The organism is Nonomuraea rhodomycinica (assembly GCF_013363995.1).
GTDB lineage: Bacteria > Actinomycetota > Actinomycetes > Streptosporangiales > Streptosporangiaceae > Nonomuraea > Nonomuraea rhodomycinica.
The window spans coordinates 407,909-422,763 of the sequence record NZ_JABWGO010000004.1; the positions used below are offsets into that span (position 1 = coordinate 407,909).

The 14,855-nt window shown below is 71.4% G+C and carries 14 protein-coding genes and 1 tRNA gene; 7 read left to right on the forward strand and 8 right to left on the reverse strand.

Features of this window, described 5'->3' with window-relative positions:
* Positions 1–9: 9 nt before the first annotated feature.
* Positions 10–498: a MarR family winged helix-turn-helix transcriptional regulator gene (locus HT134_RS20560; RefSeq protein ID WP_175602029.1), complete on the reverse strand. Its 489-nt coding sequence runs from the start codon at positions 496–498 to the stop codon at positions 10–12.
* A gap of 70 nt (positions 499–568) precedes the next feature.
* Here HT134_RS20560 and HT134_RS20565 point away from each other — a divergent pair, with 70 nt between their 5' ends.
* Entirely contained in the window at positions 569–1,975 is a 1,407-nt protein-coding gene (locus HT134_RS20565) for an MFS transporter (protein ID WP_175602030.1), read from the forward strand.
* Here the strand turns inward: HT134_RS20565 and HT134_RS20570 are convergent.
* Positions 1,953–2,309, reverse strand: coding sequence for a DUF742 domain-containing protein (locus tag HT134_RS20570; RefSeq protein ID WP_175593501.1), 357 nt, complete (start codon positions 2,307–2,309; stop codon positions 1,953–1,955). The genes HT134_RS20565 and HT134_RS20570 overlap by 23 nt on opposite strands.
* A complete protein-coding gene (locus HT134_RS20575) occupies positions 2,302–4,218 on the reverse strand; it encodes a sensor histidine kinase (protein WP_217708113.1) in 1,917 nt (638 codons plus the stop codon). Before HT134_RS20575 ends, HT134_RS20570 begins: the two co-directional genes overlap by 8 nt.
* 163 nt (positions 4,219–4,381) lie before the next feature.
* On the opposite strand from HT134_RS20575, the gene HT134_RS20580 reads away from it, so the two are divergent.
* Positions 4,382–5,962, forward strand: a complete 1,581-nt coding sequence (locus tag HT134_RS20580; protein ID WP_175602031.1) for an ABC transporter substrate-binding protein — start codon at positions 4,382–4,384, stop codon at positions 5,960–5,962.
* A gap of 4 nt (positions 5,963–5,966) precedes the next feature.
* Here the strand turns inward: HT134_RS20580 and HT134_RS20585 are convergent, their stop codons facing one another.
* Entirely contained in the window at positions 5,967–6,119 is a 153-nt protein-coding gene (locus HT134_RS20585) for a hypothetical protein (protein ID WP_175602032.1), read from the reverse strand.
* 20 nt (positions 6,120–6,139) lie between these two features.
* Here HT134_RS20585 and HT134_RS20590 point away from each other — a divergent pair, with 20 nt between their 5' ends.
* Entirely contained in the window at positions 6,140–6,805 is a 666-nt protein-coding gene (locus tag HT134_RS20590; protein ID WP_217708175.1) for a hypothetical protein, read from the forward strand.
* A gap of 49 nt (positions 6,806–6,854) precedes the next feature.
* On the opposite strand, the gene HT134_RS20595 is transcribed toward HT134_RS20590, so the two are convergent.
* Complete coding sequence (locus HT134_RS20595) at positions 6,855–7,754, reverse strand: cobalamin biosynthesis protein (protein WP_312888300.1); 900 nt, start codon at positions 7,752–7,754, stop codon at positions 6,855–6,857.
* An 88-nt stretch (positions 7,755–7,842) separates the two neighbouring features.
* Positions 7,843–8,625 carry a phosphotransferase gene (locus tag HT134_RS20600; RefSeq protein ID WP_175602035.1) on the reverse strand — a complete coding sequence of 261 codons (783 nt, stop codon included), beginning with the start codon at positions 8,623–8,625 and terminating at the stop codon, positions 7,843–7,845.
* A 142-nt stretch (positions 8,626–8,767) separates the two neighbouring features.
* On the opposite strand from HT134_RS20600, the gene HT134_RS20605 reads away from it, so the two are divergent.
* Positions 8,768–8,841: transfer RNA gene (locus HT134_RS20605), tRNA-Arg, on the forward strand.
* Positions 8,842–9,187: 346 nt separating this feature from the next.
* Here HT134_RS20605 and HT134_RS20610 read toward each other — a convergent pair.
* Both HT134_RS20610 and HT134_RS20615 read right to left on the reverse strand, forming a co-directional pair.
* Positions 9,188–10,435: an alpha-L-fucosidase gene (locus HT134_RS20610; protein ID WP_246364860.1), complete on the reverse strand. Its 1,248-nt coding sequence runs from the start codon at positions 10,433–10,435 to the stop codon at positions 9,188–9,190.
* A 27-nt stretch (positions 10,436–10,462) separates the two neighbouring features.
* Entirely contained in the window at positions 10,463–11,650 is a 1,188-nt protein-coding gene (locus HT134_RS20615) for an ROK family transcriptional regulator (RefSeq protein ID WP_175602037.1), read from the reverse strand.
* 95 nt (positions 11,651–11,745) lie between these two features.
* Here HT134_RS20615 and HT134_RS20620 point away from each other — a divergent pair, with 95 nt between their 5' ends.
* Genes HT134_RS20620 through HT134_RS20630 form a run of 3 tightly spaced genes read left to right on the forward strand, consistent with a single transcriptional unit; the run spans position 11,746 to position 14,848 of the window.
* Positions 11,746–13,035 carry a sugar ABC transporter substrate-binding protein gene (locus HT134_RS20620; RefSeq protein ID WP_175602038.1) on the forward strand — a complete coding sequence of 430 codons (1,290 nt, stop codon included), beginning with the start codon at positions 11,746–11,748 and terminating at the stop codon, positions 13,033–13,035.
* Positions 13,032–14,000, forward strand: a complete 969-nt coding sequence (locus HT134_RS20625) for a carbohydrate ABC transporter permease (RefSeq protein ID WP_175602039.1) — start codon at positions 13,032–13,034, stop codon at positions 13,998–14,000. The genes HT134_RS20620 and HT134_RS20625 overlap by 4 nt, the downstream gene beginning before the upstream one ends.
* Positions 13,997–14,848, forward strand: coding sequence for a carbohydrate ABC transporter permease (locus HT134_RS20630; RefSeq protein ID WP_175602040.1), 852 nt, complete (start codon positions 13,997–13,999; stop codon positions 14,846–14,848). The genes HT134_RS20625 and HT134_RS20630 overlap by 4 nt, the downstream gene beginning before the upstream one ends.
* The last annotated feature ends 7 nt before the right edge of the window (positions 14,849–14,855 follow it).

Genomic DNA, 14,855 nt, shown 5'->3' on the forward strand with positions numbered 1-14,855 from the left:
GCCCGCCTGCTAGCGCCGGGCCGTGGGCGCGGCGGGCTCCTCGTCGCGCAGCCGCACGTACATGTCCTCCGAGAGCCGGGAGAGCAGCCGCGCCAGCTCGGCGCGGTCGGCCTCCGGCCAGTCGGCGAGCGCGCCGGTGAACCAGTCCAGGGTGACCTGGCGGCAGCTCTCCGCGGCCTTGACCCCGGCGGGCGTGAGCGTGATCCGCCAGGCCCGGCCGTCGTCGGGGTCGCGCACGCGCTCCAGCAACCCGCGCTTCTCCAGCGCGGACACGTGCCGCGTCACGTGCGGGCTCTCCACCTGGAGCCCCTCGGCGATCGCGCCGATGCGGCGCGGCTCGCCCGCGTCCAGCAGGTAGGCGAGGACCTGCACGTCCGGCCGGTCCAGCCGGACGCCGGCGGCCGAGGTCAGCCGCTCGTGCGTCTTGGCGCGGTTGAGCGAGGTCACCAGCCGCCGGAACGACGCCACGGTCGTCTGCAGGTCTGCGTCCTTCGACATTTTACTTACCTAACTTACGTATGTATGATCGCTCCTCGGTTACTTACCTAAGTTATCCAAAGGAGCCGTCATGGCGACACTCGCCGCACCCCCGTCCCCGGGGGAGACCACCGCGCGCAACCCGTGGCCCGCCGTGGTCTCGCTGGCCTTCGCGGCGTCCATCGCCGCGCTGCAGAACACCGCCGTCGTCCCGTTGCTTCCCGTGCTCCAGCGCGAGCTGCACGCCTCCCTGGCGGCCGTGAGCTGGACCTTGACGATCAGCCTGCTGGTGAGCGCGGTGGCCACTCCGCTGTTGTCCAGGTTCGGCGACATGTACGGCAGGCGGCCGATGATCCTCGGCGCGATCGGCCTGCTGGTGGCCGGCTCGGTGCTGGGAGCGCTGGCCACCTCGCTGACGTGGCTGATCGTGGCCAGGATCCTCCAGGGCTCCGTGGCCGCGCTGGTGCCGCTGTCGATCGGGGTGGTGCGCGAGTCGCTGCCGCCGCGGCAGCTGGCCACCGGCATCGGCGTGCTGAGCGCCACCATGGGCTTCGGCAGCGGAGGCGGCATGATCCTGGCCGGGCTGGTGGCCGGCGACTACCACATGCTCTTCTGGGTGACCGGTGCGATCGCCGTGCTCGCCGGGGCGCTGGTGGCGCTCCTGGTGCGCGACCGCGCCCCGTCCGGCGGGGGACGCCCCGACCTGCTCGGCGCCACGCTGCTGGCCGTCTGGCTCGTCGCGCTGCTGCTCGGCATCAGCCAGGGCGGCACGTGGGGCTGGACCTCGCCGCGCGTGCTCGGGCTGTTCGCCGTCGCGCTGGTGACCGCCCTCACCTGGGTGGTCGTCGAGCGGCGCGTCCGCCAGCCGCTGGTCGACATGGCGATGCTGACCCAGCGCGGCACGGTCGGCGCGACGGTCGCCTCCACCCTGCTCGGCTTCGCGTTCTTCACCTGCATGACCGGCATCTCCGGCTTCACCCAGGCCCCCGGCTTCGGCTTCGGCGCCTCCACCCTGCAGGTCGGCCTCTACCTGCTGCCCAGCACGCTGTTCATGCTGGTGATCTCGCTGTTCGCCGGCCGGTTCATGCGCCGCTTCGCGGCCTCCTCGATGGTCGCCGCGGGCTCGGCGGCCGTGGCCCTGGCCGGGCTGTGGATGGCCGTCCGGCACGGCGCCCCCGCGGACGTCTACGTGGCCACCTCGCTGCTCGGCGTGGGGCTCGGCGTCGGCTACGCCGCTCTGGGGACGATGGCCGTGGAGCACGTGGACCCGGCGAAGACTGCCGCCGCGGCCGGGGTGAACGCGCTGGTGCGCATCGTGGGCGGCAGCACGGCCGGCGCGGTCATCGCCGCGATCCTGGGCGCGCTGCCCGGCGAGCACGGCTACCAGTGGGTGTTCGCCACCGCCGCCGCGGGGAGCCTGGTGGCGGCGGTCTTCGCGGCCGTGTTCGGCCGGCTCAACCGCCGGGCCACCGGGATCACAGCGCCCGCAGGCCGTTGATGACCTCCAGCAGCACGCTGGCGTCGGGTGCGGGAGGCGGGTGCTCGACCTGCACGAGCTGCTGCGCGTGCAGGTCGCCCACCAGGACGCGTACCACGCCGATGGGCAGGCCCAGCTCGGCCGCCACGTCCACGAGGCGGGTCGGCGTCGTGCACTTCTGCATGATGATCAGATGCTCGGGCCCGAGCCCGGCGGGCGGGGTCAGGCCGCCGGCCGTGATGATGACCGCGATGAGGTCGATGGCCTCGCTCGCGGGCACCGTGCGGCCCTTGGTCAGCAGGTAGGCCGGGACGATCGGACCGGCGTCCTCGTCCAGCCAGCGCTCGTCACTCACCCTGCACCACCCGGATGGTACGAGCGCCTTCCTTGGCGGGTTCCTTGTCCGTGGCGCGCTCCTCCGGCTCGGCCGGCGGGTCGCTCACGTGTTCTGCCGGGATCAGCACGATGGCGGTGGTCCCTCCATATGGTGAACCGCGCAACGTCACGCGGATGTCATGCCTGGCGGCCAGGCGGGAAACGACGAAGAGGCCGAGCTGGTCGCTGTCGGCCAGGTCGAACTCGGGAGGGCTGGCGAGCCGCGCGTTGAGCTCGGCCATGACCTCCGGGCTGATGCCGAGACCGCGGTCCTCCACCTCCAGGGCGAAGCCGCGGGCCGCGACCTCGCCGCGCACCTGGACCGGCGTGTGCGGCGGAGAGTAGACGGTGGCGTTCTCGATGAGCTCGGCGATCAGGTGGATCACGTCGCCGACGACCGGGCCCGCCAGACGCTGGCCCGGCATCGGCTCGACGATGACCCGGGGGTAGTCCTCGACCTCCGCCGCGGCGCCGCGCACGACGTCGAGCAGCGGCACGGGCTTGCTCCAGCCGCGGCCCGGCGTGGCGCCGGACAGGATGATCAGGCCCTCCGCGTGACGGCGCATGCGGGTGGTCAGGTGGTCGAGGCGGAACAGGTCGTCCAGGGCCTCCGGCTCGGTGGCCCGGTGCTGCATGTCCTCCAGCTGGATGCGCTGGCGGTGGAGCAGGATCTGGCTGCGCCGGGCCAGGTTGCGGAAGACGTGGCCGACGCCGTCGCGCAGCTGCGCCTGGCCCACCGCGGCCTCCACGGCCGTCTGCTGCACCGTGGAGAACGCCTGGCCCACGTCGCCGATCTCGGTCGTCGTGCTGGCGACCGACAGCTCGGGCACCTCGACCTTCTCGCCGCGGCGCAGCTTCTCGACGACCTGCGGCAGCCGTTCCCGGGAGACCTCCAGGGCCGCCAGGCGCAGCGCGGTCAGCTCGCGCGAGAGGCGGTTGCCCATCCGCAGCGAGAACCCGATCGACACGATCACCAGCACGAAACAGGTGCCGGCCAGCAGGAACGCCCGCCGCAGGACCGCGTCGGCGACCGGCTCGGCCCGCCCGGACAGCAGGGAGCTGGCCTGGAGCTGGGCTTCCGAGAACGACTTGTTGAGCGCCTCGGTGGTGCTCAGCCAGCCGGCGGGGGTGCCGCCCGCGATGATCTGGTCCTCCATGATGCGCATCCGCTGGTACGCGGGTGAGGTGATCAGGGAGACCTGGGTGTCGCGCAGGCCCGGGTCCAGCTCGCCGAGGGCCTGGTCGAGCAGGAAGCGGCGGTTGCCGACGATCTGGGTGAACAGCCGCCGCTCGGCGGCCGTCGTCGGACCGGCGGCCAGGGCCTGCTCCCGGGTCAGCAGCTCCCGGGCGTAGGAGACGTCCACGACGACGCGCGACTGCTCGTAGATCGGGATGTCGTCGATGAAGGCGACGTTGCGGTGCAGGCCGAACAGCGAGTCCGTGACCCCGTTGTAGGTCTCGATCACGTGCAGCCGCGCCGCCAGGCCCGCGTCGATCTCGCCCCGGATCGGCTCCAGCCGCCCGAGCTGGGCGAGGACCGCGTCCACCTGCGCGTGGATGCGCTCGGAGGTGTGCATCGAGGCGGCCGAGAGCTGCTTGAACCGCTCCCTGGCCGCGTCGGTGCGCGAGCGCTGCGCGACCAGCTCGGACTCGTTGGTGTCGCTCTTGACGCGCAGCAGCCGGGCCGAGGCCAGGCGCTCGCGCTGGAGCTCGGTGGTGAGCTGGTAGGCCGGCAGACGCAGGTTGGTCCAGAGCGTCTTGTACTGCCGGAGCTCCAGGCTCTCGGTGGCGGTCACGGCGGTGATGACCCCCCACAGGACCACCATCGAGACGAGCGGGATCAGCAGCAGGCCGATGATCTTCACGCGGATCGTGCGACTGCGGCCCATGGCACCTCTTCCGGTCGGTCCCCTGCTGGTGAACCCCGGACGGGACAACGCACGAGAATAGCAATTCGATCTCTAGAAGTCCTAATTTTTCGGGACTTTTGGGCACTCTATGATGATCTTCCAGTAGGTTTTCGCGGTAGACCGGGACACAGAGGGAGATGCGTTGCGCCGTCGTCTCGCAGCGGCCGCCGCCCTGCTGCTGTCCGTCGCCGCGTGCTCGGCCCCGGCCCCCGATCCGGGCGCGGTGGAGGTCCGGCAGACGCCGCGCGGCGAGTCGGCGTTCGTCCACGTGCAGAACCTGGACGTGATCACCGAGTGGGACCCCGCGAGCTCCTACTCCAACGAGATCATCGCCTTCCAGAACGTCTACGAGACGCTCACGATGTGGAACCCGGTGACCGCCAAGGCCGCCCCCCGCCTGGCCACCTCCTGGGTCTCCTCCGTGGACGGCCGGACGTGGACGTTCAAGCTGCGGCCCGGCGTGACCTTCCACACCGGCCGGCCCCTCGACGCGGCGGCCGTCAAGGCGTCCGTCGAGCGGACCATGAAGGTCGGCGAGGGCGCCTCCTACATCTGGGACGCCGTCCAGAGCATCAAGGCCGACGACGCGCTGACCGTCACCTTCACCCTCAAGTACCCCGCGCCGCTCGACCTCGTCGCCTCCTCCGGCTACGCCGCCTACGTCTACGACACCAAGGCCGCGCCCGACCTGCGCGCCTGGCTGCGCACGGGCAAGGACGCCGGGTCCGGCCCGTACATGATCAAGTCGTGGCAGAAGGGCAAGGAGGACGAGCTCACGCTCACCGCGTACGACGGCTACTGGGGCGGCTGGACGGGCCCGCACTACCGCACGGTCAAGTACCGCGTCGTGCCCGACCTCGACCGGGCCTGGCGGATGCTGCTGCGCGGCGAGGCCAGCTTCGTCGAGCGGCTCGACCCCCGCCTGTACGCCCGCGCCAGGACGACGCCCGGCGTGCGCACCTCGCGCAGCCCGTCGTTCCAGACGATGATGATGCTCTTCAACACCGCCGGCGGCCCGACCGCCGACGTGCGCGTGCGGCGCGCCCTGCAGAAGGCCGTCGACTACCAGGGCATCATCAAGGCGCTCAGGGGCGCCGGCTCACCCGCCAGCGGCATCGTCCCCGAGGGGCTGCCCGGTCACGTCCCCGGCCGCGAGCCCCGCCAGGACCTGCCCGGCGCGACCGAGCTGCTGCGCCAGGCCGGGTACGGCCCCGGCGGCCGGCCGCTGCGGCTCACGCTGACCTACGCCGAGGGCGACGCCGACGAGAAGCTCCTCGCCACCCGGCTCGCCGCCACGCTCAAGCCGCTCAACGTGACCCTCGACGCCAGGGCCATGCAGTGGAACGCCCAGTGGGACCTCGGCAAGCGGCGCGGCCAGGACATCTTCGTCATGTACTGGTGGCCCGACTACGCCGACGGCTACTCGTGGTTCGGCAACGTCTTCCACAGCCAGAACCCCACCGTCTTCAACCTCACCTACCTGCACGACAAGGAGACCGACGAGCTGCTCGACACGCTGCCGCGGCTGACCGTCACCGACAAGGCGGGCGCCGGGCGCGCCTTCCGGCAGGCGACCGCGCGCGTCCTCGACCGGCACGCCGCCGCCGCGCTGCCCTGGGTGGTCACCTACCAGCGCGCCTACCTCGGCGGCATCCAGGGCTACGACGACAACCCCGCCTACCCGGACGTGGCCTTCGTCCACGACCTGCGGCCCGCGAGCTGACCGCCTACGTCCTGGCCGTCTCGACGCGCTCGCGCAGTCGCTGCCTGATCTCCTCCGGGGTGTAGGCGCGGCGGCGCCGCTCCGCCCGCGCGATCGCCACGCCCGTGGCCGCGACGCCCGCGACCCCGGCCAGCCCGAGTATCTTCCACCAGCGCATGTGCCTAGGCTAGCGATGTGCTGACTCTCGACGAGGCCGTCGACCTCACCCGGACCGGCGATCTGTGGGTCTTCCGCGGCCGGTCGGTGCCCGACCGGGCCATCCAGACCATGACCAACAGCCCCGTCAACCACGTCGGCATGGCGATCGTCGTGGAGGACATGCCGCCGATGATGTGGCACGCCGAGCTCGGCCGGTCGCTGCCCGACCTGTGGTCGGGCGTCCACCAGCGCGGGGTGCAGCTCCACGACCTGCGCGACGCCGTCACGGTCTGGGCGGACAAGTACGGTCAGCGGGCCTGGCTGCGCCAGCTCGAACCGGAGGCGACCCCCGAGATGGAGGACGCGGCGCTGCGCGTGGTCGCCCGGCTGGACGGCACGCCGTTCCCCAGCACCGCCCGGCTCGCCGCCCGCTGGGCCCGCGGCCGCGTCCACGGCCTGCCCGCTCTGCGGGCCCTGCCCCGCTTGTTCCGGGAGCGGGCCGGCGGGGAGCGGGGGCTGGAGAGCGCGTACTGCGCCGAGGTGGTGGCGGTGACGTACGAGGAGATGGGGCTGCTGCCGGGCGGCAGGCGGCCGAACTGGTACGACCCGGGCAGGTTCTGGAGCGGCGACGACCTCGGCCTGCTCGGCGGGCACCGGCTCGGCAAGGAGATCACGATCGGCGTCGAGCGCTCACGCGCGACCTGACCGGTGGCGGTCTCACCGTCTTCGTGACGCCCTGACCGGGACGGCGGTCTCACCGTCTTCGTGACGCCCTGACCGCGACGGCCGCGACGCAGAGGGCGGACGCGGCGAGACCGACGATGCGCGCGAGCCGGACGGCGGGTCGCACGTCACCCACCCCCGGCTTGCGGCCGTCGCCCATGGTCGGGCGGTGCTCGGTCCGGCCGCCGTAGACGTTGGCGCCGCCCAGCGTGACGCCGAGCGCCCCGGCGAACGCCGCCTCGCACCGTCCCGCGTTCGGGCTCGGATGCCGATGCCCGTCACGTACCAGGACGGCCAGCGCCCGCCGCGGGGCGGGGGCGGCGAGCACGGTCAGCAGCCCCGTGATCCGCGCCGGGACGTAGTTGGCCACGTCGTCGAGCCGCGCCGCCGCCCACCCGAACCGCTCGTAGCGCGGCGACCGGTGCCCCACCATCGCGTCCAGCGTGTTGACCACCCGGTAGGCCAGCAGCCCCGGCACGCCGGCCACCGCGCCCCAGAAGAGCGGGGCGACGACGGCGTCGGAGGTGTTCTCGGCCAGCGACTCCACCGTGGCGCGGGCCAGCTCGGGGGCCTCCAGGCTCGACGGGTCGCGCCCGCACAGGTGCGGCAGGCGCTCGCGGGCACGTTCCAGGTCGCCGTCCTCCAGCGCCTCGGCCATGAGCTCGCCCTCGCGGGCCAGCGTCGTCCCGCCGAGCACGGCCCAGGTGGCCACGGCCGTCAGGGCGGCGCGGGCCGCCGGATGAGACACCCGCTCGGCCGCCACGCCGAGCGCGACGGCGCCGCTGACGCACACGGCGACGTGGACGACGCCGTTCACGCGCGCGTCACGGTACAGGCGCCGCTCCAGCGCGGCGGCGGCCCGCCCGAACAGCGCGACGGGATGCCCGGCCCGCGGGTCGCCGACCGCGGCGTCGAGCAGCAGCCCGGCCACGACCCCGGCGACCCTCGGCCCGTCGCCGCACCAGAGCGGCCCGTCGCTGTACCGGAGCGGCCCGTCGCCGCACCGGAGCGGCCCGTCGTCACACCAGATGGGCACGGAGGGAGTCCTCATGAGAGTCGAGCCAGGCCGCCGCCCGGCGGATGCGCTGCCCGGCCCCGCCGGCCCACATGCGCGCCCAGCCGCCGCCGGTGGCCGCGCGCGCCCGCATCACCTCGTACGAACGGTGGAAACGCAGCCGGGCGAGGTCCAGCAGCCGGCGCCGGTCGCGGGAGGCCAGGCCGTACGCGTCGCAGAACAGCCGCAGCCGCGCGCCCACGTCGAGCCCGCGCAGGAGCACGGGACAGTCCACCGGATCGGCGATGGGCGCCCAGTGGCGGAGCGTGGTGACCACGTCGAACAGCCGTGTCGTCGGCCGCGCCAGGTCGAAGTCGATGAAGGCCCGCGGGGACCCGTCGCGGAAGACCACGTTGTCCGGGGTCGCGTCGCAGTGCCCGACGATCTCCGGCTCCAAGTCGTCGTTCGACCCCGCCTGCCAGCCCCGCGTGCCCAGCGGGAACCCGGCGGTGGCGTCGTGCAGCTCCCGCAACAACCCGGCCACCTCGACGAGCGCCCCGTCGGAGGCGGTCACGGCGTTCAGCCCCGTCGTGCCCGGGACGTAGGTGAGGATCTCCCGCCCCAGCTCGTCCATGCCCACCACCCGCGGCGCCCCGTCGAATCCGGCGACCTCAAGATGGCGCAGCAGGGAGTGGACGGCGGGGGTGAACGATCCGGCGGGCCTGCGCACGGTCTCCCCGACGCGCACCACCCCGTCGGTCACGTCCCCGCCCTGCAAGGGGATCTCGTGCAGGAGCGTCGCGACCATGCCACGACAGCTTAGACCCATATGTACGGCCCTCGCCCGCCATTTCGGACGGCAACATCTCCGGGGATCGTCAGGTTGGGCGGACGAACACGGGGAAAACGTGTGCATGACAGGTCCCCGGATCATGCACAATAAGGCGGGAGCGCCCTTAGCTCAGCTGGATAGAGCACCGGACTTCTAATCCGACGGTCGCAGGTTCGAATCCTGCAGGGCGCGCAACCAAGACCAGGCAATCTGTGGGTTGACCTGGTCTTCTGCGTGATCGGTGGTCTTGGCTCGTAGGCGGGGTGAGGCGGCCGAAAGCAGCCATGTGCCACTGGTCGCGGAACGTACGCGGAATGCTCTCAGGCCAGTTTTCCCAGGTCAGCATGGTGGTTCCGAGCCCTGGAACGGCGACAGGACCCCGAGCTGTCCCGAGGTCCTGTCGTGAAGGTGTGGTCACGTTGTGGCACGCCCGCGTTGAGCCGGAGCGAGGTCCCTGCTCCTCCGTTCACCGTCACCGTGGTGGCAGGTCTTCAGGTCGGCGTGTCGTGCGTGTACCTGACCTCTGTGGTCGGTACTCCTAGTCGCGGCCGCTGCCGCGGTAGAGGTCGAGCTCGCCGTCGAGTTCCAGTGCGATCACCGTGGCGTGCGGGTCGATCGCGTGGGCGGGTGGCGCGTCGATCCACAGGATGCCGGGCACCCCGTTGAGCTCTCCGGTGATCGTGTGCCCGAGCTCGGCGTCGGCGCCCACGACCCTGGCGCGCAGGACGGTGTTGCGCAGCCCGCGTACCGCCACCGTGTCGCGGGGTGGGTCGAAGCAGGTCAGGTACAGGGTTCTGCGGTCGGCGGACAGGGTGCTCGGGCCGTAGTGGTGGCCCGCCGGCAGTCCGGCGGTCGTGCCGTACACCGCCTCCGCGTGTCGTTCGATCCAGGCGCCGAGGCCCTTCAGGCGGTCGGCCTGTTCGGGGAGGATGCGGCCGTCGGCGGTGGGACCGACGTCGAGCAGGAGGTTGCCGCCCGCGCCGATGGTCTCGGTGAAGTAGCGGACGAGGTGGCCCACCGGCTTGTGGTTGGTGTCGTGGGGGCGGTAACCCCAGCTGTCGTTGATGGTGAGGCACAGCTCCCACGGGCCGTCGGGTGGCGTGATGGGGACGCCCTGTTCCGGTGTCGCGTAGTCGCCGCGTGAGAGCATGCGCGCGTTGAGCACGGCCTGCGGTCGTACGGCGAGGATGCGGTCGGCGAGGGCGTCGATGCCCCACTGCTCCTCCGAGCGTTCCCACTCACCGTCGAACCACAGCAGGTCGGGCCGGTACCGCTCGACGAGCTCGTCGACCTGGCCGTCGCGGTAGGCCAGGTAGCGGGCCCACGCGACCGGGTCCTCCTGCCCCTCCGGGGGAGTCACGTAGGGGCTCGGGTGAGCCTGCGGGCCGCGGACGGTGGGGTAGTCGGGGTGGTTCCAGTCCGAGTGCGAGTAGTACAGGCCGACCTTCAGCCCGCGCTCGCGCAGCGCGTCCGCGAAGGGGCCGACCAGGTCGCGTCCCGCTGGGGAGGCTGTGACGTTCAGCTCGCCGTACGCGCTGTCCCACAGGGCGAAGCCGTCGTGGTGCCGGGTGGTGAGCACGGCGTACCGGGCTCCGGCCTGCGCGAACAGCTCCGCCCATGCCGCGGGGTCGTAAGCCTCCGCGGTGAATCCGTCGAGCTGGGCCAGGTAGTCCTCGCGGGAGATGTCGCCGTAGTAGAACGACCAGGACTCGGCCACTCCCTCGACGGCGTAGAGGCCGTAGTGGACGAAGATGCCGAGCTTGGCGTCGGGAAACCAGGGCTGCATGGGCACGGGGGGATCCTTCTTCGGTTCTTACCAGGTCCAGGGGGGCGTCGAGGCGCTGGAGAGGGTCTTGCCCCCCAGGGCCGAGGCGTAGAGCTGTTCCATGACCGAGGTGGCGGCCAGGCCGCCCGCGCCGGTGATCGACGCGCGGTCCTTCAACGCGGAGGGGACGATCGGTGGCGCGGGCCGTACGGTGCACAGCCTCTCGACGTGGCGGCGCAGCGGGTCGAGGAAGGTGTCGCCCGCCTGGACGTTGCCGCCGCCGACGACGACGATCTCGGGGTCGACGGTGAGCACCAGCGCGGCGATGCCGATCGCGATGACCTCGGCGAACCGGTCGACGGCGGCCACGGCGAGCGGGTCGCCCGCGGTCGCGGCGTCGAACACGCCCTCCCTGCTGACCTTCCGGCCGTCGGTGAGCTCGACGTCGTGCAGGTACTGCTGGGCATGTTCCCAGCCCATCTGCGGCAGCGCGCCGATCTCGCCGGCGGCGCCGTTCGCGCCGCGTACGACGGCGTTGTTCAGTACGACCCCCGCCCCGGTGCGGTTGCCGCAGTGCACGTAGACCATCGAAGCGGCCTCGGCGGCGCTGCCCTTCCACGCCTCGGCGAACGCGGCGAGGTTCGAGTCGTTCTCGACGGCGACGGGGCACTCGAAGGAGGAGGCGAAGGCGGCGCGTACGTTGAGCCCCTCCCAGACGTCGAGGCCGCGCGTGATGACGTCCTGGTAGACCACGCCGGGGATGGACACCCCCATCGCCCACACGTCGGCGCGCTCGCGCCCCTGCGCGTCCAGGAGCTGGTCGACCGCCTTGACGGCGTCGGCCAGGACGGCCGCGGGCGGGTCCGTGACGGAGACGGTGACCGAGCGGGCGGCCTGGACCTCGCCGTTCAGGTCGGCGAGCTCGACCCGGGTGGTGTGCTGGCCGATGTCGATGCCGGCGACGACGGCCGCGCCCGCGTTGAACCGGTAGCGGTTGGCCGGCCGCCCGGCTCCGGTGGGGGAGAGGGGCTCGACGCTGGTCACCCAGCCGAGGGCCACGAGGTCGCCCACCACCGTGTCGGCCGCGGTCTTCGACAGCCCCGCGACCTGGGCGATCGCCGGGATGGTGAGAGGCTCCGTGCGGATCGCCTCGATCACCGCCAGCGAATTGATCCGGCGCAGGCGCGACTGGCCTACTGGCTGGCGCAGGAGGCTCGCTTCACGTCCGATCAGCACTCACGTGGCCCTTTCGTTTCCTGGGACGTCTTCCATTAAAACACAAAGTGTATTTATTATTGCCAACCGTGCCCCCCAGCAAGAAGGGACCATCCATGCGCAATCGCGCCATAGCCGTCGCCACCTGCGCCTCCGCCGTGCTCGCTCTCGGCGCGTGCGGCCAGAAGCTCCAGGACGCCGGCCCGTCGGCCACGGCCGGCGCCGAGCCCGCGAACCTCCTCTATTGGGGGAAGTGGGCGAAGGGCACCCCGCAGGCGAACCTGTTCGAGAGCGTCATCGCCGACTACACCAAGCAGACGGGCGTCAAGATCGACGTTCAGTGGCTCGCGCAGGGCCAGGAGCAGCAGGTCAAGAACGCCGTCGCAACCGGCGCGGGTCCTGACTTCTTCGACACCGCCATCGACCACACCGCCGAGTTCCGCACCGCCGGCGTGCTCGGCGACATGGGCCCGATCTTCAGAACCAAGATCCCGGGCGAGAGTGGAACCATCGAGGAAGTCCTGCCGAAGAGCGTGCTCAAGGCCATCAGCGACGACAAGGGGTACGGCTTCGTCCCGCACAGCGTCTTCTCCATCGGCCTCTGGTACGACTCCGCCAAGTATCCCGACTTCGCCCCCCAGTCGTTCGACGAGTTGCTGGAGATCGCCAAGAAGGAGAAGGCGTCCGGCCGCGCGCCGATCGCGCTCGACGGCTCGGTCAACGCCTACAACTCCTTCTGGATCCACCAGATGCTGCTGTCCACGGCCGGCCCCGGCATCCTGCTGAAGCTCGCCGAGGACCCGGCCGCCTGGGACCTCCCCGAGGTGAAGCGGGCGGCCAAGGCGCTGGAGTCGCTGGTGAAGGCCGAGCTCTTCGAGCCCGACTACATGGCCACCAAGTTCCCGGCCGCGCAGAACGCCTGGGCGGGCGGCAAGCACAGTTTCATCCTGAACGGCTCCTGGCTCGGCAGCGAGACCGCCTCGCTGCGCGCCGCCGCGGTCAAGCCCCGCATCATCGCCTTCCCACCGGTCGATCCGGCCAAGGGCTCGGTCGCCACCGTCGGAGCGCTCGGCTGGGGCGTGAACGCCAAGTCGAAGAACCAGAAGGCGGTCGCCGACTTCCTGGCCTTCGCCATGCAGAAGAAGTACATCGACCGGATCGGCACCGACGCGGCCAACATCCCCTCGCGCATCGACTCGCCCGCCCCGGTGGAGCTCCAGCAGTTGCAGGCGTCCATCCGCGACGCGGAGCAGGTCACGCTCGACGGCGACGGCGTCTCGACGGTGAAGCCCAAGTGGCTGGCCGACGTCTTCCTCCCTCTCGACGACAAGTTCGTCGCCGGCAAGCTCAGCGCCGAGGAGTTCCTGGCCGAGGGCAAGGCGAAGACCGCCGCCATGAACGGATGACCGTGACCGCGTCCGACACGGCCCTGCGGGCTCCGTCCGCGGGCAGGCGGGCGAAGGTGCCCCGCGGCGCGCTCCAGGGCGAGCGCCGCCGGCTGTACCTGCCGATGCTGCTTCCCGCACTGATCGCCTACCTGGTCTTCTTCGTACTGCCGTCGCTGTTCGGCGTCGTGCTCAGCTTCGCCGAGTGGTCAGGGCTGGGGACGGAGCTCTCCTGGGTCGGTTTCTCCAACTACGTGTCGATGGCCGGAAGCGAGCTGTTCCGCGCCTCGTTCGTGCAGACGCTGATCCTGACGCTGGTCGTGGGCCTGGCACTGTTCCTCATCGCCGGCGCCTCCATGATCGTATTGCGTACGGCGCGCGGCAGCGCGTTCATCCGGGCGGCCGTCTTCCTGCCGTTCATGATCTCGCCCATCGCCGTCGGCCTCGCCGTCTCCTTCCTCTTCAACCCGGACGGACTGATCAACACCGTGCTGGGGGCCCTCGGCCTGTCCGAGCTGCGCCAGCCCTGGCTGGCCCCCGAGCTGATCTTCAACGTGATCATGGCCGGAGTGGTCTGGAGCGCGGCCGGCTTCTACGTCGTGCTGGTCATGTCCGCGGTGGACGGCATCCCGCCGAGCTACTACGAGGTCGCCAGGATCGAGGGCGCGAGCGAGCTCCAGCAGTTCCGCTACGTCACGCTCCCGCTGACCAGGGACATGCTGGCCATCGCCGCCTCGCTCTGGGCGATCGCCGGCATCAAGACCTTCGAGATCGTCATCGCCTTCGTCGGCACGGCGGGCACCCCGCCCCCGGAGGCCAGGACCCTCGCCGTCGAGCAGTACCTCCGGGTCACCGGCGGCCGTGAGGGCGGCCTGGCCCAGCTCGGCGAGGCCGCGGCGATCGGGATCGTGATGACGGTGATCACCGCCGTCCTGATCGTCCTGTCGCGCCGGATCCAGCGGCGCGAACGACTGGAGCTGGCATGATCCGCGCCGGGCTCGCCCTGATCAGGGCCCTGATCTGGGCCTGGGTGCTGTTCAACGTCGGCATGGTGGTCTGGGTCCTGCTGAACTCGGTGAAGAGCTCGCGGGAGATCTTCGACAACCCGGCCGGCCTGCCCGCCACCTGGATGTGGGAGAACTTCGCGACCGCGTGGTCGGACTCCGGGCTCGGGGCCGCCGCGATCAACTCGGTGGTCCTCACGCTCGTGTCCGTCGCGCTCATCATGGCGCTGTCCATCCCCGCCGCCTACGCGGTGGCCCGGCTGGGCGGGCGCTCCAGCGGTCCTGTCACGACCTTCTTCGCGGTGGGCATGAGCATCCCGTTCCAGGCGTTCGCCGTCCCCATGGTCCTCATCGGGGCGGGGCTGTCCCGGTTCATGATCGACTGGGTCACCGGCGTCTGGGACACGCGGATCACCGTCACGCTCTTCTACGTCGTGCTCAGCCTGCCGTTCAGCATCTTCGTGCTCATCGGCTACTTCCGCTCGCTCCCCGGCGACGTGGAGGAGGCGGCCGCCCTCGACGGCGCGTCGCCGTTCCGCACCTTCCGGCAGATCATGGTGCCGCTGGCCAAGCCCGGCATCACGACCGTGGCGGTGCTGAACGCGCTGAGCCTGTGGAACGAGACCGTGATCGTGCTGATGCTCGTCCCCGACCAGAGCGCGCAGACGCTCAACGTCGCCCTGCTCAACTTCTACTCCAACATGCAATACACCTCGAACTGGGGTGGGCTCTTCGCCGGCGTCGTCATCGTGGTGCTCCCGATGATCGCGACCTATCTCTGGTTCGGCCGCCGCATCGTCAACGGCATGACGCAGGGCATCGGCAAATGACAAGAAA

Bases quoted from the DNA above. Each gene is read 5' to 3' on its own strand.
- HT134_RS20560 (WP_175602029.1), bottom strand. From the start codon at position 498: ATGTCGAAGGACGCAGACCTGCAGACGACCGTGGCGTCGTTCCGGCGG.
- HT134_RS20565 (WP_175602030.1), top strand. From the start codon at position 569: ATGGCGACACTCGCCGCACCCCCGTCCCCGGGGGAGACCACCGCGCGC.
- HT134_RS20575 (WP_217708113.1), bottom strand. From the start codon at position 4,218: ATGGGCCGCAGTCGCACGATCCGCGTGAAGATCATCGGCCTGCTGCTG.
- HT134_RS20585 (WP_175602032.1), bottom strand. From the start codon at position 6,119: ATGCGCTGGTGGAAGATACTCGGGCTGGCCGGGGTCGCGGGCGTCGCG.
- HT134_RS20600 (WP_175602035.1), bottom strand. From the start codon at position 8,625: ATGGTCGCGACGCTCCTGCACGAGATCCCCTTGCAGGGCGGGGACGTG.
- HT134_RS20610 (WP_246364860.1), bottom strand. From the start codon at position 10,435: ATGCAGCCCTGGTTTCCCGACGCCAAGCTCGGCATCTTCGTCCACTAC.
- HT134_RS20620 (WP_175602038.1), top strand. From the start codon at position 11,746: ATGCGCAATCGCGCCATAGCCGTCGCCACCTGCGCCTCCGCCGTGCTC.
- HT134_RS20625 (WP_175602039.1), top strand. From the start codon at position 13,032: ATGACCGTGACCGCGTCCGACACGGCCCTGCGGGCTCCGTCCGCGGGC.
- HT134_RS20630 (WP_175602040.1), top strand. From the start codon at position 13,997: ATGATCCGCGCCGGGCTCGCCCTGATCAGGGCCCTGATCTGGGCCTGG.